The sequence below is a fragment of the Pacificibacter marinus genome, from assembly GCF_900109555.1.
Taxonomy (GTDB): Bacteria; Pseudomonadota; Alphaproteobacteria; order Rhodobacterales; family Rhodobacteraceae; genus Celeribacter; species Celeribacter marinus_C.
This window is the reverse complement of sequence record NZ_FNZV01000005.1, coordinates 198,692-221,006: the sequence shown is the minus strand read 5'-3', so window position 1 is coordinate 221,006 and position 22,315 is coordinate 198,692. Positions and strand designations below refer to the sequence as shown.

Below are 22,315 nucleotides of genomic sequence, written 5' to 3'. Positions count from 1 at the left end.
GCGCCGTGAATATTTTATCTGAAGCTTTCATCAGAACATGAAATACCGCTGAGCCATGGGCAATTCGCTGGCAGGTTCACAGGTCAACAGCTCACCGTTGGCGCGCACTTCATACGTTTCGGGATTGACCTCAATCTTGGGCTTTGCCGTGTTCATGATCATGTCGGATTTACCGATGTTGCGGGTATTTTTTACCGCAAGTGTTGATTTGGCAAGACCATATTTGGACGCCACGCCCGCAGCTTGTGCGGCTTGCGAGACGAAAATCACAGCCGAGCGTTCTACCGCGCGGCCCATAGCGCCAAACATAGGACGCGTATAAACGGGTTGTGGTGTGGGGATCGACGCATTTGGATCGCCCATTTGCGCCACAGCAATAGACCCACCCAACAGCACCATTTCAGGTTTCACACCAAAGAATGCTGGCGACCAGACAACCAAATCGGCACGTTTACCAACAGCGATTGATCCAATTTCTGCACTCATCCCATGCGCAATCGATGGGTTTATGGTGTATTTAGCAATATAGCGCTTCACCCTTACATTGTCGTTTTCGCCGGTTTCTTCAGACAAACGCCCGCGCTGCTTCTTCATTTTATCAGCGGTTTGCCATGTACGGATCAACACTTCGCCGACACGACCCATGGCCTGACTGTCGGATGCAATGATCGAAAATGCGCCCATATCGTGCAAGATGTCTTCGGCTGCAATCGTTTCTTTACGAATACGGCTTTCGGCAAAGGCCACATCTTCGGGAATGGATTTATCGAGGTGATGACAGACCATCAACATGTCGAGGTGCTCTTCCAGCGTGTTCACCGTATAGGGGCGCGTCGGGTTGGTGGACGATGGAATCACATGCTCTTCGCCGACCACTTTGATGATATCAGGCGCGTGCCCGCCGCCTGCGCCCTCGGTGTGAAACGCGTGAATGGTCCGTCCCTTCATCGCCGCAACTGTGTTTTCGACAAACCCAGATTCGTTCAGCGTATCGGTGTGGATCATCACTTGGACGTCCATGTCGTCAGCGACAGACAGACAGCAATCAATCGCCGCAGGCGTGGTGCCCCAGTCTTCGTGCAGCTTCATCGCGCAGGCACCCGCCTCAATCATCTCGACCAGAGCTTGAGGTTGCGAGGCATTGCCCTTGCCCGCAAGACCGATGTTCATTGGAACGCCGTCCAACGCTTGCATCATGCGCTCCATATGCCACGGACCGGGGGTACAGGTGGTGGCGAGCGTGCCATGGGCCGGCCCAGTGCCGCCGCCAAGCATCGTGGTTACGCCAGAATGTAGAGCATCATCAATCTGTTGCGGGCAAATAAAGTGAATGTGACTGTCAAAACCGCCTGCAGTGATGATACGGCCCTCGCCTGCGATCACTTCGGTTCCGGGGCCAACAATAATGTCTACATTCGGTTGGGTGTCGGGGTTGCCCGCTTTACCAATCCCAGCAATGCGCCCACTTTTGAGGCCGATATCGGCTTTGTAAATCCCGGTTGTGTCAACGATCAAAGCGTTGGTTATCACCGTGTCAACAGACCCTTGGGCGCGCGACAATTGCGATTGCCCCATGCCATCACGAATGACTTTACCGCCACCAAATTTGACTTCTTCGCCGTAAGGGCCCGTGAGATCGCGCTCAACTTCGATAATTAAATCGGTATCGGCAAGGCGCAGTTTATCGCCTGTGGTGGGCCCAAACATATCGGCATAAGTGGCGCGGGAAATTTTTGCAGGCATGGTGAAGGTCCCTTTTAAAACGGTTCGTAAGTGGCGCGCATGTCTTGGGTGCGGCGCGTTGTTAATGTGGCTTTGCACGTGTTCTCGATGAGAGGGCGAATTGATCCACCCTCATGCAGCTGACCTTCGGCATTGCAGGCCGCATCACGGTACGCAATCCACGTACGTTGCGCGGCACGCAAAGCTTCTTTGGTGCCAGAACCCCAGTCCTCGGTGCGCGCCAAAGCCCATGTGTAGGTGTCGTTCAACGCCCGATCTACAACCATATAATCCTCATAGGAACAGATGTTCATATCCCTTTGCGTCATCGCATTTTCGCAATCAACCACGGCATCTTGCGCCAAAATGGGGCTTGCCCCCAAAAGACCAAACACCAAGGCGACAGCGTACCTGTGCATCACAAAGGACCGGACACTTTGGCATTAAATCCGTAAACTTCACGCTTGCCTGACAAAGGCACAAGCGTCACTTCGCGGGTTTGGCCCGGTTCAAACCGCACGGCTGTGCCTGCGGCAATATCCAAACGTTGACCGCGCGCGGCACTGCGATCAAAAGAGAGCGCTTCATTGGTTTCAAAGAAATGATAGTGCGAGCCAACCTGCACAGGGCGGTCACCTGTGTTGGACACCTCAAGCGTGGTCACTGGCGCGCCGGCATTCAGCTCAATCTCGCCATCTTTGATGAAATATTCTCCGGGGATCATGGCGTGCTCCTAACGAATGGGGTGATGAACGGTGACCAATTTGGTCCCGTCTGGAAAGGTGGCTTCGACTTGCACGTCATGAATCATCTCTGAAATGCCATCCATGCACATATCTTTGGTCACGACATGGGCAGCGGTTTCCATCAATTCGGATACCATTTTACCGTCGCGTGCGCCCTCGACCACAAAGTCTGTGATCAAAGCGATAGCTTCGGGGTGATTAAGTTTCACACCGCGCTCTAAACGCCCACGCGCCACCATGGCAGCCACTGAAATCAGCAGTTTGTCTTTTTCCCGAGGCGTCAGATTCATAATCGGTCCTTATACTTGCCAGACCCGCGGCAACGCTGTGCCACGGAGTTTCGTCAAAATTTGTGCCACATAACGGCGCAGTGGATACCCATCGCCAGCCATTGCGCGAACAATCAGTTTGCCATTCCAGCCCGACACACCCGCGACAACGCCGTCTTGCGACAAGGGCTTAAGCACATCGGCAAGTGCCTCTGCACCTTGGTCAAACAGACCGATTGTGGCAAAGGCGCGATGTCCAGCCAAGCTTACAGCATTGGCGCGCGATGCCAAAACGGTCGCATTGATTTCAAGTGGTTCCAAAAACTCCAACCGCCCTGCCCGCGTGATTTCACGCCGATCTGTCAGATGCAGTGTTTCGATGGTCTCGCCCATAGCGGCGCGGCCCAGCACTAAGGTTTCCACAAATAGAAACCGCGCATTTGCAGCCAACTCAGCTTTGGTACAGCGAGCCAAGCGGGACTTTTCAAACAAAATAGTTTCTTGTGGTAACCATTCAAGCGAGGCGTTTTGCCCGACTTTGAGATCGACATGGACCTCGGCAGCTATAGAATTATCTGTCGACGCATAGGCGCGCTCTGCGGTTTGCGACGTACCGATCAGATGAGTGTGATCTAGAGCTTGCAAATGATATTCAAGCCGATCCCCGCCCGTGAGACCCCCAGATGTATTGAGAAAAACCACCTCGGGAATGCCGGTGTGTACCTTGGGCATCATCGCTTTGGCCGAGCCAGATTGATGCAAGTCACGCAAGCCACCAGGCCCAAACACCACACGCCCACGACCGCGCACGCGCTGCATCGCAGAGGAAGGTTGTGGGTGTGGCGTGTCTAGCATCGAAGCCTCCGTTTCATGCGACGCTAACGCTGCGCAGGGGTAAGCTTCAATCCTTGGCACGATCAATTGATGAGCAATCGCATCATTTATTGACCTCTCGCTCAAAAAATAGGCACGCTATGTGTTGCAGAGCCACTGGCCCTTTTACGCAATACGCGGTATGCGGTTTTCATGATCGATACACTCACACTCCGCCGCCCCGATGACTGGCATTTGCACTTGCGCGATGGCGCAATGATGCAAGCCGTCCTGCCCGAAACTGCGCGCCATTTTGCGCGGGCTGTTATTATGCCAAATCTTGTGCCCCCTGTGGTCAAAAGTGCCGATGCCGCCGCATATCGCGATCGCATTATGGCCGCTTTACCCAAAGGGTCGGATTTTGAGCCTCTGATGACATTGTATCTGACCGAAGATACGGACGCAGATGATGTGGCCGCGGCGCATGCAAGCGGGTTGATCAAATCGGTCAAACTTTACCCTGCTGGGGCGACGACCAATTCCAACTCGGGCGTGCGCAATTTTGACAATGTGCGGGCTGTTTTGGAAAAAATGGCTGAGATAGGCCTGCCACTGTGTTTACACGGCGAAGTCACCACAGCCGATGTCGATATCTTTGACCGCGAAGCCGTATTTATTGACACCGTTCTAGACCCAATTCGTCGCGCCAATCCCGATTTGAAAGTGGTGATGGAACATATCACCACCAAAGACGGTGTCGATTATGCGCGCTCTGCCGACAGCGGTTTGGCGGCCACGATCACAACGCATCACTTGGTGATCAACCGCAACCACATCTTGGTTGGCGGTATCAAACCACATTACTATTGCCTGCCAGTGGCCAAACGCGAAGAGCATCGTGTGGCATTGGTTGAGGCCGCGATCTCTGGCGATAAGCGCTTTTTCTTGGGCACAGATTCTGCCCCGCATTTGGATCACCTCAAAGAAAACGCATGCGGCTGTGCGGGGTGTTTTACCGCAACCAACACACTGTCAATTTTAGCGGAAGTGTTTGAGCGCGCAGGTAAATTGGACAATCTTGAAGCGTTCACATCGCTCAACGGCCCACGTCATTACGGCCTGCCATTGAATGAAGGCACGATCACGCTGCGCAAAGGTGCGGCAGTTGAATACCCCAAACATATCGCCACGCCCGACGGTCCTGTCACCGTATTTGACCCGCAAATGCCGCTGCATTGGTCGGTCGAGGCCTAACTTTTTACAAGACACCAAGGACACTGCCATGATCCCTTCCACGTTTCCAGATTCAACCGAAATCGCCCGCCTCACGGCACGTATGTTGCTTGAAATTAAAGCCGTTGATTTCAATACGGCTGAGCCATTCACTTTGGCTTCAGGTTTGCTGAGCCCAACCTATGTCGATTGCCGCAAGTTGATTTCCTATCCGCGTATTCGTTCAACTTTGATGGATTTTCTGTCTGTCACCGTGATGCGCGACGCTGGATTTGAAGCATTTGACAATATCGCGGGCGGTGAAACGGCTGGCATCCCATTTGCGGCGATGGTTGCAGAACGTCTTGCTTTGCCAATGACTTATGTACGCAAAAAACCCAAAGGCTATGGGCGTAACGCACGCATTGAGGGTAAAATGACCGAGGGCGAGCGTGTGCTTTTGGTCGAAGATCTCACCACAGATGGCGGATCAAAACTGTCATTCGTGGATGCGATCCGCGACACTGGTGCGACATGTGGTCATACGGCTGTGATTTTCTACTACGGGATTTTTTCGGAAACAGAAAAAACACTCGGCGACCACGGGATCCAACTGCATTCATTGTGCACGTGGTGGGATGTTCTGGCAGAAGCAAAGTTGCAAAAATCCTTTGATGCAGACACCTTGGCTGAAGTTGAGAAATTTCTCAACGCCCCGCGTGAGTGGCAGGAAGCCAATAAAAAGGGCTAAGCCCTGTGCAGTTTACCCCAAAGTAACTACATTTTATGAACGCCGCCAAATTTGGTGGCGTTCATTTTTTATTCTGGCGCAGATCAACATATTGATCATACATCCACTCCCTCACTACATATCGTAGCACTAGAGTTATCCACAGAAATATACAGTTTGAACCTTGGTCGTGAGTTTCGTTACAACAACCAAACATGCCACGACAGGCAAGCACGATCAGGCAAAAGACAGGACCGCACCGGATGAACGACGACATCGCCACGCTCAATGACACGCAAGGCTCAGACGATCCCGGCTATACAGACATGCCAGAGACGGCAGATGTTACGCCAGCTTCAGATGCGCCAAGCACCGCTGTCACAGCACAAACAGGCTCGGTCATTTCATCATATGACGGCGCTTTGCCGCACAACACAGAGGCCGAACAGCAATTGCTGGGCGCGCTTTTGACCAATAATGATGTCTACGACAAAATCGCATCGGTCATCATGCCAGAGCATTTCTACGACCCGGTGCACCGCGATATCTTTGAAAAAGCGGCTGAACGGATCGCAAAAAACATGCTGGCCTCGCCTGTGACGCTCAAAGCCTACATGGAAGATCACAAAGGATTACAAGAGCTTGGCGGACCCGCGTATTTGGCACGCTTGGCTGCTTCAGCCATTTCGACTTATGCCGTGCGCGACTATGCGCAGCTGATCTATGATCTGTTCATTCGCCGCCAATTGATTGAGCTGGGGAATGAAATCGCAGGCGCTGCGGCCAGTGGATTGGACAGTCGCGAACCCGTTGAACAAATCGTATCAGCCGAGCAAAAGCTCTATTCCTTATCTGAACAGGGCAAAGCGGATTCTGGATTTAAATCCTTTCTGTCTGCCGTCACCCAAGCCGTTCTCAATGCCAACGCAGCTTACGAGCGCGGGGGCGGTATGGCGGGGATTTCATCAGGCTTGATGGATCTGGACAAAAAAATGGGCGGGTTGCACAAGTCGGATTTGATCATCTTGGCGGGACGGCCATCGATGGGCAAAACGTCGCTCGCGACCAACATCGCGTACAACGTAGCCAAGGCTTATAAAAAGGGCACTTTGCCAGATGGCAAAGAGGGCGCGGTGCAAGGCGGCGTTGTTGGGTTTTATTCACTCGAGATGAGTGCCGAACAGCTTGCCGCACGTATTTTGGCGGAAGCGGCGGAAATTTCATCGCATAAAATTCGCCAAGGTGACATGGAAGAAGACGAGTTTCGCCGTCTGATCGAAGCCGCGAAAACGCTAGAAACCTGTCCTTTGTATATCGATGACACGCCAGCTTTGCCGATCTCGCAATTGGCAGCGCGCGCACGACGTTTGAAACGGACACACGGCTTGGATGTGTTGATCGTCGACTATTTGCAGTTGGTGCGCGGCACACCAAGCACCCAAGGCAACCGTGTGCAGGAAATTGGCGAGATTTCGATGGGCCTCAAAGCCATCGCCAAGGAATTGAACATCCCTGTGATCGCGCTGTCCCAGCTGTCTCGTACGGTGGAAAGTCGCGATGACAAACGCCCGCAATTGTCGGATTTGCGTGAATCTGGCTCAATCGAGCAAGATGCCGATGTGGTGATGTTCGTGTATCGCGGCGAATACTACAAAGAGCGCGAAAAACCAGATGATCACAACCACGAAGCCATCGCCGCGTGGCAAGAGGAAATGGAACGTTTGCATGCTAAAGCCGAAGTCATTTTGGGCAAACAGCGTCACGGTCCCATCGGCACGGTCACCTTGTCGTTCACTGCCGAATTCACACGATTTGGCAATCTGGCGTATGAACATCACCTGCCAGATGCTGAAGAATACTAAGTCACACTTGTCGTAAGGAGCACTGGCGGCACGGAATTTGGGCTTGCGTCCAATCTCTGCGCCCGTCAAAACACGTTTATGGGCAGTTCAACACTTCATATCGATCTTGGCGCTCTGGCGCAAAATTGGCGCGTGCTTGACGCGAAATCAGCCGCGAACGTGGAAACCGCTGCTGTGGTCAAAGCAGACGGTTATGGCACGGGCGCGGGCAAAGCAGCACGGGCTTTGGCGCGTGCGGGCGCTAAGACATTTTTTGTTGCCGCCGCAGAAGAAGGCATTGACGTGCGCAACGCTGTGGGGCCATCACCGCGCGTCTGCGTGTTCAGCGGTCATATGGCCGGCGACACCGACATGATTGCCGATATGCAATTGATCCCCATGCTCAATTCACTCGATCAAATTACCCGGCATTTCGAATTGCTGCCCAAACACCCGTTTGGGGTGCAGCTTGACACAGGCATGAACCGCCTTGGCTTGGAAGCCAACGAATGGGACGCGGTGCGCGACTTGGTGATGGCTGCAAACCCTGTGCTGATCATGTCGCATTTGGCCTGTGCAGATGAGCCAGATCATCCGATGAATGCTCAACAACTTGCCGAATTCCACAAAATGACCGACGGGCTAGACGTGCCGCGCGCTTTGTCTGCGACAGGTGGCATTTTGCTTGGGCCAGACTATCACTTTGATCTGACACGCCCGGGTATCGGGCTTTATGGCGGCTTGCCATTTGAAGACGCTGCCCCTGTGGTGCGTGTGGAATGTCCGGTCATTCAAATCCGCGATGTTCCCGCGGGTGAAACTGTGGGCTATGGCAACACATGGACCGCCGAGGTCCCTTCTCGTGTGGCCACCGTGTCTGCGGGCTATGCTGACGGGATCACGCGGCAGATTTCAAACAAATCAGTTTTGTTTGATGGCGATACGCCTTGCCCGCTGATCGGACGTGTGTCTATGGATTTGATCACCGTCGATGTCACCCATCTTGACCAAACGCCACGGTCGCTTGATTTGCTGTGCGCCCATCAAACTGTTGATGATTTGGCAGAAATCGGTGGTACAATCGGCTATGAAATTTTGACATCCCTTGGTCGCAGATACAATCGTCGGTACCGCACATGAACACGTCCCTGATCACACGTCCGCTGGCGGCGCTTGGCGCAACAGTGCTTGGGGCTTTAGCAGGCATGGGACGTTTGACATTATTTGCGCTGTCAACGCTGCGCCATATGGTGACACCACCGTTTTACACCCGTGAATTTATGCAAGCTTTGCTACATATTGGCTATTTGTCTTTGCCAGTCGTGGGGTTGACCGCGTTTTTCACTGGCGGCGCTTTGGCATTGCAGATTTATTCCGGCGGATCACGGTTTTCGGCCGAAGCCGTTGTGCCACAAATTGTCGCCATCGGCATGGTGCGCGAACTTGGCCCTGTGCTGGTTGGCTTGATGATTGCCGCAAGGGTCACAGCCTCGGTCGCGGCCGAAATTGCGACGATGAAAGTGACCGAACAAATCGATGCATTGGTCACGCTGTCGACCCATCCGATGAAATACCTCACCGTACCGCGCGTGTTGGCGGGGCTATTGACTGTGCCGCTTTTGGTGGGCATCGGCGACATCATCGGCATCTATGGTGGCTGGTTGGTATCGACACAGTCCTTGGGCTTTAACGCCGCAACTTATTTGCAAAACACAGTGAACTTTCTAGAGCCAATTGATGTGATTTCATCTTTAGCCAAAGGTGCCGTGTTTGGTTTCATCGCCACGGTCATGGGCTGCTACTACGGCATGCAATCAGAGCGCGGCGCACAGGGCGTCGGCAGCGCCACCAAGTCTTCGGTTGTGGCCGCAGCGGTGCTGATTTTGGCGGCGAATTTCCTTCTGACACAGGCGTTTTTTGCGATATGATTGAGCTTTCAAATGTCCATAAATCCTTTGGGTCCAAACAGATCCTGCGCGGTGTCGATCTGAACATTCCACGCGGCGAAAGCCTTGTGATTATTGGCGGTTCTGGCACCGGAAAATCCGTGATGCTCAAATGCGTTTTGGGGCTGATCCAACCCGACCTTGGCACGATCAAAGTCGATGGTGAAGATGTCACCAAAACCAAAGACCGCGATGCGTTTTTAGCGCGATTTGGCATGTTGTTCCAAGGCGGAGCATTATTCGATTCAATTCCTGTTTGGCAAAACGTAGCCTTTCGGTTGCTGCGCGGCGCACTCAAACGCCCCCGCGCAGAAGCCCGCGAAATTGCCATCGAAAAACTGCGCCGCGTTGGCCTGTCCCCCGATGTGGCAGATCAGTTTCCGGCAGAACTGTCAGGCGGCATGCAAAAACGTGTAGGTCTGGCCCGTGCGATCGCAGCCGACCCCGAAATCATTTTCTTTGACGAGCCGACAACAGGTCTTGATCCAATTATGGCTGGCGTTATCAATGACTTGATCCGCGAGATTGTGGTTGAAATGGGCGCAACGGCCATGACGATCACCCACGACATGACCTCAGTACGCGCAATATCGGACACGGTTGCAATGCTACATGGCGGGAAAATTCGCTGGACGGGCCCCGTGGCGCAGATGGATTCAGGCGATGACCCATATCTGCAACAGTTTATCACCGGATCGTCCATAGGGCCGATTGAAACACTGCGCTGATCTGACACTCACAACACGCACCCTATCAGGGGCGCTTGAAACTTAGGCGCAGGGAAACCACCTGTATCTCATGACAATTTTGCGCCTTTTGAACCTTTCACTTTTGATCTTTTTTCCCATCGCATGGATCGCCCCCCTGTTTCGCGCAGGGGTGTTGCCTTTGTTTGGCATGAAAGAGGTTTCAATCCTGTCAGGCATCGCAAGCCTTTGGCAAACTGACATTTTTCTAGCACTCATCGTCATTATATTCGCCATCATCGCCCCGGTCGCGAAAATATTGACCTATGAAGCACTTGCCACGGGGCGTTTGCCTGCACACGCCAAACCTTGGTTGTTTCACCTTGGTCGCCTTGCCATGGCGGATATTTTTCTCATTGCGATCTATATCACTGTGGCCAAAGGGCTTGGGATCGGGCGCATTGATGTGGCGTGGGGACTGTATGTGTTCACTGCCAGCGTTTTGGTATCGATTGGGCTCAGCTTTCAATCCCAAAGTTCAAAACAAGGTTGATCCCACCCTACGCTTCGCGCTAAACAAGAACATAGCGCGAACATGCGCCATTGATCCAAGCGGAGCATCCCATGGCAAAAGCCTCAAACAATTTCACCTGTAGCGCTTGCGCCGCCGTTTACAGCAAATGGTCAGGGCGCTGCGATGGTTGCGGCGATTGGAATACCATTATTGAGGAAAAGCCGCTGTCAAAATCAGGCCCCTCCAAGAAAACCTTGGGCGGAATGCGCGGCAAAAAGGTGCCTCTGACGGACCTGTCCACCAAAGAAGCACCGCCCCCGCGCACCGTGTGCGGCATGGGCGAATTGGACCGCGTTTTGGGGGGCGGCCTTGTGCCTGCATCGGCGATTTTGGTCGGCGGTGACCCAGGGATCGGCAAATCCACATTGATGTTACAAGCCGCCGCGCGGTTTGCCCAAGCGGGGTTGAAAACAGTCTATGTCTCGGGCGAAGAATCATCGGCCCAAGTGCGGATGCGCGCACAAAGGCTTGGCCTTGGGGATGCCCCTGTCAAGCTTGCCGCGGAAACCAATCTGCGCGATATTTTAACCACGCTTGAAGCCGAAGAACCTGATTTGGTGGTCATCGATTCCATCCAAACCATGTGGGCCGACAATGTCGAAAGCGCGCCGGGCTCTGTCAGCCAAGTGCGCGCCGCCGCCCATGAAATCGTCACCTTTGCCAAATCGCGCAATGTCGCGGTGATTATCGTCGGCCATGTGACCAAAGACGGTCAACTTGCCGGCCCACGTGTGGTCGAACATATGGTGGATACGGTTTTGTATTTCGAAGGCGAACGTGGGCATCATTTCCGCCTATTGCGTGCAGTGAAAAACCGTTTTGGCCCCGCGCAAGAAATCGGCGTGTTTGAAATGACCGGCGACGGCTTGTGCGAAGTGACCAACCCGTCGGCTTTGTTCCTGTCAGAACGCGACAAACCCACCGCTGGATCTGTTGTTTTCGCAGGGATTGAGGGCACGCGGCCCGTGTTGGTCGAATTCCAAGCACTGGTCGCCCCCTCACCCAACGCGCAAGCGCGGCGCACGGTTGTCGGTTGGGATGGCGGACGATTGTCGATGATTTTGGCCGTCTTGGAATCGCGGTGCGGCATTCCGTTTGCCGGACTTGATGTCTATCTCAACGTGGCGGGCGGCATGAAAGTGTCTGAACCTGCCGCCGATTTGGCCGTGGCAGCAGCGCTGCTATCTGCGCGCGAAGACGTGGCGATCCCCAAAGACTGCGTTGTGTTCGGTGAATTGTCGCTGTCAGGGGGCCTGCGCCCCGTCAATCAAACCGAGAATAGATTGAAAGAGGCACAAAAGCTTGGATTTTCTTCGGCTATTGCCCCCTCGCGGTCAAAAGCGGGCGACGGATCGGGCATGCAAATCAGATATATGGATGATCTTGTCAGCTTTGTTGGCGAAGTCTTTGCTGCGGGGTAACGCGTTTGGCTTGGCTGTTTTCGTAATTTTCATGAAAATATAGGGCTTTATCTGCTCATACTGGTCTTTTTTATGCATCACATTCGGAAAATAGGTTGAATCCTACGCCAAAAATTGGTTCTTCGTGCCCAAGTGCCTGAACGGGTGCAAGAGTCGATTCAATAGAAAAGAGGCGCCATGGAAGGCTTTACCATAGTTGACGCAATCGTAGCGCTTGTGATCATTGTATCCGCACTTTTGGCCTATTCGCGGGGATTTGTCCGCGAAGGTATGGCCATCGCAGGCTGGATCGTGGCCGCCATTTTGGGCTATATTTTCGCACCACACGCCGTGCCCTTGGTCAAAGAAATCCCAATGCTGGGGGGCTATATTGAAGACAGCTGCGAGCTTGCCGTGATCGCGGGCTTCTTTTCCGTCTTTGCATTGGCGTTGATTGTCGTGTCGATCTTTACGCCGCTTTTGTCATCAGCTGTGCAACGCTCGGCGCTTGGCGGCATCGATCAAGGCCTTGGGTTCTTTTTCGGCGTGATCCGCGGCATCCTATTGGTCGCCATCGCTTTGGTGATCGTGGACCGCATTTCAACAGGTGACCGCATTGCGGTGCTCGAAGACTCGCGCACAGTGAAAGTATTTGACCGCTCGCAAAGCCGCCTCGATGATAGCATCCCAGAGAATGCACCGGGCTGGATCACATCGCGCTATGAAAGCTTGGTCAGCACTTGCACTGAATAAGTTACTGCAGACTGAAAATTTTGAAAGGCGGGCTTGCAGGACATGCTAAGCCCGCCTTTTTCATGCGTATCGGTTTTTCGTCAACATTCCTAATGCAAACAAGGCGCGCAACGGTGTCTTAAACGTGCTTGATTGCAACTTTGACCAAGCGGTCGAAATTCTTTTGTGATCCTTCCGTGACACTGCGCTCGTTAAGGACTAAACGAAGGACGAAATGCACGCCTTTGGATTCGGAGCCTGTTGCCATGCGCCAGATGCCCCCTGAAAACCCGTTTGACGACGATAAATTAAAAGAAGAGTGCGGCGTGTTTGGCGTTGTCGGCGTTGCCGATGCGGCCAACTTTATCGCACTCGGATTGCACGCCTTGCAGCATCGCGGTCAAGAAGCTGGCGGAATCGTCACGTACGACCCCGAAGCGGGGTTCAACTCGGCCCGCCGCTTTGGCTATGTCCGCGATAACTTTACCAGCCAAAAAGTGATGGAAACGCTTCCTGGCGAAGTTGGCATTGGCCACGTGCGCTACTCCACTGCTGGTTCAAAAGGCGCCACAGCCATCCGTGATGTGCAGCCTTTCTTTGGTGAGTTTTCCATGGGGGGCGCCGCCATCGCCCACAACGGCAATATCACCAATGCAGAAGCGCTCAAACGCGAACTGATTGATCGCGGCTCGATTTTCCAGTCTTCGTCAGATTCTGAATGTATCATTCACCTGATGGCACGCTCGTTGCAGCGCAACATTCCTGAGCGGATGAAAGATGCCCTACGCCGTGTCGAAGGGGCGTTTTCTGTTGTCGCAATGACCCGCACCAAATTGATTGGTGTGCGTGACCCACGCGGCGTACGGCCACTTGTTTTAGGCAAAGTCGGCGAAAAAGGCTATGCTCTGTCTTCCGAGACCTGTGCGCTTGATATCATCGGTGCCGAGTTTGTACGTGAAATTGAACCCGGTGAAATGGTTGTGATCTCGAACGGTGTTGTGGAAAGTTTCCACCCGTTTGAACGCACGGCATCACGCTTTTGCATCTTTGAACACGTCTATTTTTCACGCCCTGACAGTATATTGGGCGGGCGTTCTGTGTATGAAACACGCCGTCAAATCGGTGTGGAACTGGCGCGTGAAGCCCCTGTGGATGCTGATCTTGTCTGCCCTGTACCAGATTCCGGCACCCCTGCTGCGATTGGATTTTCGCATGAATCCGGTATTCCATACGGCATGGGCATCATCCGCAATCAATATATGGGCCGCACGTTTATCGAGCCATCAGAGCAAATCCGCAATATGGGTGTGCGCCTGAAACTCAACGTCAATCGTGCGCTGATCCGTGGTAAACGCATCATTTTGGTCGACGATTCAGTTGTACGCGGCACCACATCGCAAAAAATCAAAGACATGTTGCTGGATGCTGGCGCGGCCGAAGTGCATTTCCGCATCGCTTCGCCCCCCACAATGTGGCCCTGTTTCTACGGCGTAGACACGCCAGACCGTGACAAACTTTTGGCTGCAAATATGACGGTCGACGAAATGTGTGCCCATCTTGATGTGGACAGTTTGCAATTCATCACGCTGGACGGTCTGTACCGCGCCGCTGGCGTGCCTGAGGGCCGTGATGCGAATGCGCCGAAATACTGTGACGCGTGCTTCTCTGGCGAATACCCTGTCGTGCCAAGCGATATGATTGCCAAAGGGTTCGAGATGAAAACAGCCGCTGAATAAGCGCTTTTTGCCCGATATGAATAAACCGCCGCGTCATTGATTTGATGCGGCGGTTCTTTTATGGGACAAGATCAAAGACCCTCAGTTTAAAGGCCAGATCATGACATCAATCCTAGACCTCGATCCGCGTTGGCGTGCCTTACAAGATATGGGCGGCGTGATGGATATTGGCTTTGACCACCCCAGCGCTTGGCCCCACGGCGAACGTGGCGATCAGCCTTTTGTCAAACTTGGCGATGATCAATTGGCGTCAGAACTGTGTCGTTTTGGTGAAGACCGCTTTATCTGCGCCACACTTGCCTTGCCCATTCGCGGCTCTGACGAGCATGTGGTGTTTGCCCTTTGGGTCAAAGTGCCAAACGAGGGGTTCTACGCCTATATCGAGACATTCGATGGCGCAGCGTCCCCTGCACCGTTTGATGGGAAATTGTCATCTGATCTTGGTCCTTTAGCCAACTTAGGGGCGAAAGTGTCACTTGAGTTCAATGACACATCAACACGTCCAACAGCCACACTTGCACAGGGCGCAACGGACATATCGCTTGACGATTTGATTGACCTTTACGAGGCTACAGGGACATTAAGTCGCGACGATTTATCTAAGTCCTGAGAGCTTGCCCTCTTGACCGCGCACGCATTTGAAAGCACATCTGCCCCATGACCGAGAAAACAAAAATTGCCCTGATCACAGGCGCCTCGCGCGGCCTTGGCTTTCATTTGGCCGAAGCCCTTGCCCCTGAGTATCACATCGTCGCTGTGGCCAAGACCACAGGCGCGCTCGAAGAGTTGGATGACCGCATCAAAGCCAAAGGTGGCGATGCGACACTAGCCCCGATGGATGTCACCAACCCCGATGCGATGGCGCATTTGTGTCGCGGCATTTATGATCGCTGGGGGTATTTGGACCTCTGGGCGCATACCGCGATTTACGCACAGCTTTTGTCACCGGCCGATCATTTGGACCCCAAAGATTTGGATCGCACCATAGGCACCAATATCACTGCGACGGGCAAACTTATTCCTCTGATCGGACCGCTTTTGAACATGGGGCCGCGCCGCTCTGACGTGTTGTTTTTTGATGATCCGCATGCAGGCGAGAAATTCTTTGGCGCATACGGCGCATCAAAAGCTGCGCAAATCGCAATGGCGCGCAGTTGGCAGGCGGAAACCGCAAACTCAGACAAAGCGCCCCGCGTGCATATCGTGCAGCCCAATCCGATGCCCACTGGCACACGCGCCAGATTCCACCCCGGCGAAGGCAAAGAGGCATTGGTCCACCCCCGTGATGAAGCTCCGCGCATTTTGAAAGAGATCGGCCTGATCTAAGGTCGGTCCCTGCTCCGCCCGGGTCTTATGACGCGCATCACTATCTCGCCCGTCACCCCGCAAGCGGGGCAAACAGATCAATGCGGTATCCATCGGCATCGGCCACAGTCGCATAACGCTGCCCCCAAAAGGCGTCCCACGGCTCTGTCAAAACCGCAAACCCTGCCGCTTTGATTTTCGCTGTATAGGCATCCACTTCGGCAGGGCTGTCACACAACATCGCAAACACCGAATGGTTCGGCGCGCGTGGCATTTCACCGATGAGCTTTTCCATCAACGTCGCCCTATCGATCATCAACCGTGGCTCGCCCGCGCGACGCACAGGTTCGACATGGTCTTCGCTCTCAAAGCCACCGTCAAATTCAAATCCAAGCAACGTGTAAAACATTTTGGCGCGAGACATATCATGAGCACTCACAGCCACCGCATCTAAAATAGGTTTCGGCATAAATTCCTCCATTTTCCAGAATAGAATGCACGCAAGCCCTGAAAGGCTGCAACCCCGTCTTGCTGTGATTCGTCACCTGCTTTAAGGATGAGACAACACAGAGGCAAAAGGCAGCACATTTATGCGCATTCTCATTACCAATGACGACGGCATCAACGCGCCGGGACTGGTCACACTTGAGGCCATAGCACGCGACATAGCAGGTCCAGATGGCGAAGTCTGGGTCGTTGCCCCTGCCTTTGAACAATCCGGTGTTGGCCATTGCATTTCGTATGCCCACCCGACGATGATTTCCGAATTGGCCCCCCGCCGTTGGGCAGCCGAAGGATCCCCCGCAGATTGCGTTTTGGCCGCCCTTTTTGATGTTATGCCTGAGCGGCCTGATTTGGTTTTGTCCGGTGTAAATCGTGGCAACAACGCTGGCGAAAATGTTATGTATTCGGGCACAATCGGCGGCGCTATGGAGGCGGCCTTGCAAGGTGTCAAAGCCATCGCGATGAGCCAATTTTTTGGGCCAGAGAATGCCGAGCTAAATGACCCGTTTGAAAGTGCCGCACAGCATGGCGCAGCCGTTGTGCGCAAACTCTTGGCCGATGCGCCTTGGGATGGAACAGATTACAACCTGTTCTACAACATCAATTTCCCGCCCATATCTGCTAACAAAACAGGCGGCATCACAGTGACCCGTCAAGGTCGCCGAAAAGGGTCAGGATTTGGGGTTGAAGCACAAATGTCTCCCTCTGGACGGCGTTTTTTATGGGTCACAGGCTCACAGCAATCCGTTGATACAGGCGCGGGCACAGATGTAACCGCCAATCTTGCGGGTCAAATTTCAGTGACCCCGATGCGCGCCGATCTAACAGCATATGATGTACTTGCTGATATTGAGGCCGCGCTGAAATGACCTCAGCCGCAGAACGCAAAATGCAGTTTTTGTACACGTTGCGCTCTAAGGGCGTAACGGACAGCCGCACGATGACCGCGATGGAAAAAATCGATCGCGGGGCATTTGTGCGGGGCCTTTTTGCGAAGCGCGCCTACGAAGACATGCCCTTGCCGATTGCCTGCGGCCAAACGATATCCCAGCCTTCAGTTGTGGGCCTCATGACCCAAGCGTTGAACGTGCAGCCGCGCGACAAGGTTTTGGAAGTCGGCACTGGGTCGGGCTATCAGGCCGCAGTGCTCAGTCAACTGGCGCGACGTGTCTACACGGTAGACCGATTTTCACGATTGGTGCGCGAAGCTCAAGAGGTGTTTGATACCTTGGGCATCGTCAACATCACCGCATTTGCCGCTGATGGCAGCCACGGTTTACCCGATCAAGCGCCCTTTGATCGCATCATCGTGACTGCCGCTGCAGAGGACCCACCAGGCCCCCTCTTGGCGCAGCTGCGTGTTGGCGGTATCATGGTCGTGCCAGTCGGCCAGTCTGATACTGTGCAAAGTCTGATTAAGGTCACACGCCTCGAAAAAGGCTTTGACTACGAAGAACTGCGCTCTGTGCGTTTTGTGCCCCTGCTTGAGGGGATAGGTCAGGAGTAACCGCCCATGTTGGGCCAATTTTGGGGCAAACACCCCGATACGGGCAATGACCCGAAAATTTGAGGATCGAGCTATGACATTTACCAAATTGACAGTCGCCCACCCGCGCACCCTTCACCGTTTGGCACTGTGTGGCTGTGCGGCTTTGGCGCTCACGGCCTGCGACAAACCACTGGATTTTGATCTGCGTGGATTGACCGATGCCTTTTCCACGGCCCCTGCCGCACAAGAAGCAAAGACAGCCGCCAAACCAAAACCAAATGCAAATGGCGTGATCTCATATCCCAATTACCAAGTCGCGGTGGCACGCAAAGGCGATACCATCGATATGGTTGCCAGCCGCGTCGGCCTGCCCGCCGCAGAATTGGCGAAATACAACGGCATTCCAAGCGGCGTTGCCTTGCGCAGCGGCGAAGTCATCGCATTGCCGCGCCCCGCAGGCCAGATCAGTGGAGCCGTCATTCCAACGGGAACAATCGCCTCTGGCGAGCGCATCGACGTGACCTCTTTGGCGAACGAAGCTCTGTCTGAAACGCCGCTTGCAGCGCCACAATCAACAGCCACAGCCCCCGTCAAAAACGCGCCCACTATCACCACAGAACCTGTGCGCCACCAAGTGCAACGCGGCGAGACAGCCTATTCAATCGCACGTAAATACGGTGTGTCTGTGCGCGCCTTGTCCGATTGGAATGGCCTAGGGTCTGACCTTGCGGTGCAAGAAGGACGCTATGTGTTGATCCCAGTTAAAACGGCAGAAAACACGGCGCAACCAGTACAAACTACCCCTGGGGCGGGCACCGCCACACCCACACCGCCCTCTGCCGCCACACCTCTGCCTGATGCCAAAGAAGCAACACCAGAGCCAGTTAAACCCAGCACCCCTGCCCCAAACTTGGGCGCGACACAGACATCCAGTTCTGAAATGTCCAAGCCAGTCTCAGGTCCGATTATTCGCGATTACGACAAAGCGAAATCAAAGTTCGTGCTGTTCTCTGCGCCCTCTGGCACCACTGTGAAAGCGGCCAAAGCGGGCACAGTTAAACTTGTGTCCACCAATGCGGACGGGGTTCAGATTATGGTGATTGATCACGGTGATGGGTTGCAAACAGCCTATAGCTTTATCGACAACCTGTCCGTCAAAAAAGGCGACAAGGTTTCAAAAGGCCAAAGCATCGCCAAAGTAACTGCAAATGAATTCAATGCGTTGCAATTCATGGTCTTCAAAGGCACGCAAACGGTCGATCCGTCACCTTACTTGAATTAAACCAAATTCAAGTGGCCAAGCCATAAAAAAAGCCGCCCCATTTGGAGCGGCTTTTTCATATCTATGTGCTGATGTTTTAAGACAAAGACACACCTTTGCGCCCAGCCAGATCCACAAAAAATTGCCATGCAACACGGCCAGAGCGTGACCCACGTGTGGCTTGCCATTCAATCGCTTCAGCCCGCAGAGTATCGTCATCAATCTCAACGTTATGCGCGGTGCAATAGCCGCGGATCATCGCCAAATAGTCGTCTTGGCTGCACGGGTGGAACCCAAGCCACAAACCAAATCGGTCTGACAAAGACACCTTTTCCTCAACAGCTTCCGACGGATTGATCCCAGAAGAACGTTCGTTTTCAATCATATCGCGCGGCATTAAATGACGACGATTGGACGTGGCGTAGAACAGCACATTGTCGGGCCGCCCTTCGATCCCGCCATCCAGAACCGCTTTGAGCGATTTGTAATGTTGGTCATCATGACTGAACGACAGATCGTCACAAAACAAAACAAAGCGATGTTTTGAGCTGCGCAAGTGCCCCAGCAAACGCGACACCGTGGGCAAGTCTTCGCGCTGCATTTCCACCACTTTAAGCGGCAAACCTTGGTCGCAGACAGACGCGTGCACGGCCTTGACCAAAGACGATTTTCCCATGCCCCGCGCGCCCCACAAAAGCGCGTTGTTGGCTGGCAGCCCCCGCGCAAATTGCAACGTGTTGGTCAGCAACGTATCGCGTGATCTATTGATGCCCACCAAAAGCGACACATCCACCCGCGACACCTGTGCGACGGGTTCTAACCTGTCTGGTCCCGTGTGCCACACAAAGGCATCTGCGGCGTCAAAATCAGGGGCAGATTGTGGTGCGGGGGCCATGCGATCCAAGGCCGCCGCGATCCGTTTCAAAGTCTTGCTCGACATAGTTAAATCCTATTTATCGTCTTCGTCGTCGAACTCTGGGTAAAGCTCTTCATCTTCATCCAAAATACCCGCGGCACGCAATTCAGCTGTGCGTTTTTTCTCAACACGCGCCACAAGGAAGATGGAGATTTCATACAGGCCGTAGACCACAACGAATAAGATCAACTGCGTTGTCACATCAGGTGGCGTGACCAAAGCGGCCACCACAAGAATGCCAACGACTGCATATTTACGGGTTGATCGCAGACCATGCGCTGTTGCCAGCCCAGCTTTTCCCATCAAGGTCAAAAGCACTGGCAGCTGAAAGCACAGACCAAAGGCGACGATCATTTTCAGTGTAATATCAAGTGTTTCGTTCACCTTACCGTTGAACACGATATCGATGCCTGAATCGTTAGAGGCGACCGAAAGATCACCGCCCGACGCCACCAAAGCTGCCATGAACGATGGCAAGTCGGCAAACCCAAGGAAAAACGCCATCGCCAGCGGCACCACGATGTAATGCGCAAAGGCCGCACCAAGTAAAAACAGCACAGGTGACGCAATCAAAAACGGCAAAAACGCATTCTTTTCATTGCGGTACAGACCGGGCGCAATAAAGCGCCACAGTTGGGTGCCGATCACAGGGAACGATAACATCAAGCCGCCGACCATTGAAATACGGATCAATGTGAAAAAGTATTCCTGCGGTGCAGTGTATTGCATCACAGGGTTTGGGTTGCCCAAATTGCGCATGGTTTTCTCGATGGGCATCAGCAAGAAATCAAGAATGGCCCCGCCAAACGCAAAGCAAATCACCATACCAACGAAAAAGGCCAAAACGGCGCGAATAAGCCGCGTGCGCAGTTCTGCCAGGTGTTCGATCAAAGGCGCTGAGCTGTCTTCGACCTCATCAAGGGGCGTGTCTGTGTGGCTCATACGTCGGTTTCTTTCTTGGTCTTAGCAGGGGGTGTTTTCTTTACCGCCGGCTTTTTGGCGGCTGGTTTAGGGGCTGTTTTTTTCGGCGCGATTTTTGCCGCTGGCTTTGCGGCTTTCGCTTTCGTTGTCGCAGCTGGCGTTTTTTTAGAAACGGGTGCTTTTTTAGCAGCTGGCTTTTTCGCAGCGGGTTTTGGTGCTGCCACTTTGGGGGCCGCACTTTGAGCCGCCTCAGCAGCTGCTTCAGATGCCTTGCGTTCTGTTGCTTTCGCGGCAGCGCTGTCACTGATTTTTTTGGCCACAGCCGCCCGGTCTTCGGTCATGACCGCTTGGGTTGGCGCTTTGGGCGTATCCTTTTTCATCGGATCCCAATTTTCGAAATCAGATGCGGCGTCTTTGAGCTTATCCAGCCCAAACTTTTTAGGATTTGCGGCAGCGTTCAACCCGTCTTTGATCTCATTCACACCCGCCTCATCAGCGGCGTTTTCCATCGCGCGAGTGAACTCACGGCTCATCGCTTTGATCTTGGCCGTGAACCGACCAAGCGTGCGAAACATACCCGGAAGATCTTTGGGCCCGACCACAATAAGAGCCACAATCCCGACAATCAGAAGTTCGGACATACCGATGTCAAACATGTTGAGCCGCCTTTCAAAAACGCCAAACAGAAAACGACACACAGGCGGTGGGCCGATCTGGCTTCCCCAGTCCCGCCCACGCCTTAAGAGTCAAAAAGCGTTTAAACTTTGTCTTTTTCGGTTTGTGCCGTCACGTCTGTTGTGACCTCAGTTTCAGCCTCTGCAGCTTCGTCTTCGATTTCTTTGGTGCCATCGTTAACGCCCTTTTTGAACGCAGTGATGCCTTTGCCCACTTCGCCCATAAGGCCAGACACTTTGCCACGACCAAATAGAACCAAAACCACGACAGCGATCAGCAGAAGGCCCGGAATACCGATATTGTTAAGCATAGTCATTCTCCTGTGTGCAGGCACTGTGCGCCCGCTTAAAAATTCATCTGCTTTAGGATTAGCGTGGATTTCGGCGAGGAAAAGCACCAAATGCGCAAAACCACATTGATGCACAACATTGGCGCGGCGCGGTGGGCTAGATTTTATCTACTGACAGGTTTATGTCAGTTGTCAGGATGCACAAACGAGGACCACATCCGAATCGGAGACCACGATGAAAAACATTCAAATTGTTGAAACCGTTACTTTTCGTTCCTTCGCGGGCGGCAATCCCCAAGCCGTTGCTCAGGCATCAAATGCGATGACACCATTCTTAGTGCGTCAAACGGGATTTATCTCGCGCCGCTTGCCTGTTGGCGATGATGGGATTTGGTTAGATCATGTCCAGTGGGCCAACATGGACGCAGCCCAAGCCGCAGCAAAAGCCATCAGCAGCGCACCAAAGGCCGAGACCCTGCTAGCGTTGATCGATATACAGTCCGCCACCATGCGCCATGACACGCTGATAAACGCGCAGGCGACATAAT

General features: G+C 53.5%; 26 protein-coding genes. 16 read left to right on the top strand and 10 right to left on the bottom strand.

Going from position 1 to position 22,315, the window contains the following annotated elements; all coding sequences use genetic code 11:
- Window positions 1–30: 30 nt before the first annotated feature.
- From ureC to BM025_RS08760, 5 genes are read right to left on the bottom strand one after another with little or no spacing between them, the layout of a single operon-like run.
- A complete protein-coding gene (gene ureC, locus BM025_RS08780) occupies window positions 31–1,743 on the bottom strand; it encodes an urease subunit alpha (protein WP_085849248.1) in 1,713 nt (570 codons plus the stop codon).
- Window positions 1,744–1,757: 14 nt separating this feature from the next.
- Window positions 1,758–2,141: a lysozyme inhibitor LprI family protein gene (locus BM025_RS08775; protein WP_085849249.1), complete on the bottom strand. Its 384-nt coding sequence runs from the start codon at window positions 2,139–2,141 to the stop codon at window positions 1,758–1,760.
- On the bottom strand, window positions 2,141–2,446 hold the full coding sequence (locus BM025_RS08770; protein ID WP_085849250.1) for an urease subunit beta: 306 nt from the start codon (window positions 2,444–2,446) through the stop codon (window positions 2,141–2,143). Before BM025_RS08770 ends, BM025_RS08775 begins: the two co-directional genes overlap by 1 nt.
- Before the next feature lie 9 nt (window positions 2,447–2,455).
- Window positions 2,456–2,758 (bottom strand): urease subunit gamma, encoded by a 303-nt coding sequence (locus BM025_RS08765; RefSeq protein ID WP_085849251.1) that lies wholly within the window; start codon window positions 2,756–2,758, stop codon window positions 2,456–2,458.
- A gap of 9 nt (window positions 2,759–2,767) precedes the next feature.
- Window positions 2,768–3,592 carry an urease accessory protein UreD gene (locus BM025_RS08760; protein WP_090875311.1) on the bottom strand — a complete coding sequence of 275 codons (825 nt, stop codon included), beginning with the start codon at window positions 3,590–3,592 and terminating at the stop codon, window positions 2,768–2,770.
- 171 nt (window positions 3,593–3,763) lie between these two features.
- On the opposite strand from BM025_RS08760, the gene pyrC reads away from it, so the two are divergent.
- The 12 genes from pyrC (at window position 3,764) to BM025_RS08700 (ending at window position 15,733) form a co-directional block, all read left to right on the top strand.
- Window positions 3,764–4,804, top strand: a complete 1,041-nt coding sequence (gene pyrC / locus BM025_RS08755) for a dihydroorotase (protein WP_085849252.1) — start codon at window positions 3,764–3,766, stop codon at window positions 4,802–4,804.
- Window positions 4,805–4,832: 28 nt separating this feature from the next.
- Entirely contained in the window at window positions 4,833–5,513 is a 681-nt protein-coding gene (locus BM025_RS08750; RefSeq protein ID WP_085849253.1) for an orotate phosphoribosyltransferase, read from the top strand.
- Between the two features lie 305 nt (window positions 5,514–5,818).
- Window positions 5,819–7,354, top strand: coding sequence for a replicative DNA helicase (locus BM025_RS08745; protein ID WP_085849445.1), 1,536 nt, complete (start codon window positions 5,819–5,821; stop codon window positions 7,352–7,354).
- A 78-nt stretch (window positions 7,355–7,432) separates the two neighbouring features.
- A complete protein-coding gene (alr, locus tag BM025_RS08740; RefSeq protein WP_085849254.1) occupies window positions 7,433–8,473 on the top strand; it encodes an alanine racemase in 1,041 nt (346 codons plus the stop codon).
- Window positions 8,470–9,261 carry an MlaE family ABC transporter permease gene (locus tag BM025_RS08735; RefSeq protein WP_085849255.1) on the top strand — a complete coding sequence of 264 codons (792 nt, stop codon included), beginning with the start codon at window positions 8,470–8,472 and terminating at the stop codon, window positions 9,259–9,261. Before alr ends, BM025_RS08735 begins: the two co-directional genes overlap by 4 nt.
- Window positions 9,258–10,007 carry an ABC transporter ATP-binding protein gene (locus BM025_RS08730; RefSeq protein WP_085849256.1) on the top strand — a complete coding sequence of 250 codons (750 nt, stop codon included), beginning with the start codon at window positions 9,258–9,260 and terminating at the stop codon, window positions 10,005–10,007. The genes BM025_RS08735 and BM025_RS08730 overlap by 4 nt, the downstream gene beginning before the upstream one ends.
- Before the next feature lie 70 nt (window positions 10,008–10,077).
- Entirely contained in the window at window positions 10,078–10,518 is a 441-nt protein-coding gene (locus tag BM025_RS08725) for a paraquat-inducible protein A (protein WP_085849257.1), read from the top strand.
- 71 nt (window positions 10,519–10,589) lie between these two features.
- Window positions 10,590–11,960 carry a DNA repair protein RadA gene (radA, locus tag BM025_RS08720; protein WP_085849258.1) on the top strand — a complete coding sequence of 457 codons (1,371 nt, stop codon included), beginning with the start codon at window positions 10,590–10,592 and terminating at the stop codon, window positions 11,958–11,960.
- A 177-nt stretch (window positions 11,961–12,137) separates the two neighbouring features.
- Window positions 12,138–12,692, top strand: a complete 555-nt coding sequence (locus tag BM025_RS08715) for a CvpA family protein (protein WP_085849259.1) — start codon at window positions 12,138–12,140, stop codon at window positions 12,690–12,692.
- A gap of 245 nt (window positions 12,693–12,937) precedes the next feature.
- On the top strand, window positions 12,938–14,407 hold the full coding sequence (gene purF, locus BM025_RS08710; protein ID WP_085849260.1) for an amidophosphoribosyltransferase: 1,470 nt from the start codon (window positions 12,938–12,940) through the stop codon (window positions 14,405–14,407).
- Between the two features lie 100 nt (window positions 14,408–14,507).
- Complete coding sequence (locus BM025_RS08705) at window positions 14,508–15,017, top strand: DUF2199 domain-containing protein (protein ID WP_085849261.1); 510 nt, start codon at window positions 14,508–14,510, stop codon at window positions 15,015–15,017.
- Window positions 15,018–15,064: 47 nt separating this feature from the next.
- Window positions 15,065–15,733 (top strand): SDR family NAD(P)-dependent oxidoreductase, encoded by a 669-nt coding sequence (locus BM025_RS08700; protein ID WP_085849262.1) that lies wholly within the window; start codon window positions 15,065–15,067, stop codon window positions 15,731–15,733.
- Window positions 15,734–15,785: 52 nt separating this feature from the next.
- Here the strand turns inward: BM025_RS08700 and BM025_RS08695 are convergent, their stop codons facing one another.
- A complete protein-coding gene (locus BM025_RS08695; RefSeq protein ID WP_090875308.1) occupies window positions 15,786–16,181 on the bottom strand; it encodes a VOC family protein in 396 nt (131 codons plus the stop codon).
- 121 nt (window positions 16,182–16,302) lie between these two features.
- Between BM025_RS08695 and surE the strand changes: the two genes are divergently transcribed.
- From surE to BM025_RS08680, 3 genes are all read left to right on the top strand, one after another.
- Window positions 16,303–17,085 carry a 5'/3'-nucleotidase SurE gene (surE, locus tag BM025_RS08690; RefSeq protein ID WP_085849264.1) on the top strand — a complete coding sequence of 261 codons (783 nt, stop codon included), beginning with the start codon at window positions 16,303–16,305 and terminating at the stop codon, window positions 17,083–17,085.
- Window positions 17,082–17,723: a protein-L-isoaspartate(D-aspartate) O-methyltransferase gene (locus BM025_RS08685; RefSeq protein WP_085849265.1), complete on the top strand. Its 642-nt coding sequence runs from the start codon at window positions 17,082–17,084 to the stop codon at window positions 17,721–17,723. Before surE ends, BM025_RS08685 begins: the two co-directional genes overlap by 4 nt.
- Before the next feature lie 73 nt (window positions 17,724–17,796).
- Entirely contained in the window at window positions 17,797–18,987 is a 1,191-nt protein-coding gene (locus BM025_RS08680; RefSeq protein WP_085849266.1) for a M23 family metallopeptidase, read from the top strand.
- Between the two features lie 76 nt (window positions 18,988–19,063).
- Here the strand turns inward: BM025_RS08680 and BM025_RS08675 are convergent, their stop codons facing one another.
- The 4 genes from BM025_RS08675 to BM025_RS08660 form a co-directional block, all read right to left on the bottom strand.
- On the bottom strand, window positions 19,064–19,906 hold the full coding sequence (locus BM025_RS08675; RefSeq protein WP_085849267.1) for an ATP-binding protein: 843 nt from the start codon (window positions 19,904–19,906) through the stop codon (window positions 19,064–19,066).
- 9 nt (window positions 19,907–19,915) lie between these two features.
- On the bottom strand, window positions 19,916–20,824 hold the full coding sequence (tatC, locus tag BM025_RS08670) for a twin-arginine translocase subunit TatC (RefSeq protein ID WP_085849268.1): 909 nt from the start codon (window positions 20,822–20,824) through the stop codon (window positions 19,916–19,918).
- A complete protein-coding gene (tatB, locus tag BM025_RS08665) occupies window positions 20,821–21,459 on the bottom strand; it encodes a Sec-independent protein translocase protein TatB (protein WP_085849269.1) in 639 nt (212 codons plus the stop codon). The genes tatC and tatB overlap by 4 nt, the downstream gene beginning before the upstream one ends.
- Window positions 21,460–21,560: 101 nt before the next feature.
- Window positions 21,561–21,788, bottom strand: coding sequence for a twin-arginine translocase TatA/TatE family subunit (locus tag BM025_RS08660; RefSeq protein ID WP_085849270.1), 228 nt, complete (start codon window positions 21,786–21,788; stop codon window positions 21,561–21,563).
- A 214-nt stretch (window positions 21,789–22,002) separates the two neighbouring features.
- Here BM025_RS08660 and BM025_RS08655 point away from each other — a divergent pair, with 214 nt between their 5' ends.
- On the top strand, window positions 22,003–22,314 hold the full coding sequence (locus tag BM025_RS08655) for a hypothetical protein (RefSeq protein WP_085849271.1): 312 nt from the start codon (window positions 22,003–22,005) through the stop codon (window positions 22,312–22,314).
- Window position 22,315: the final 1 nt, after the last annotated feature.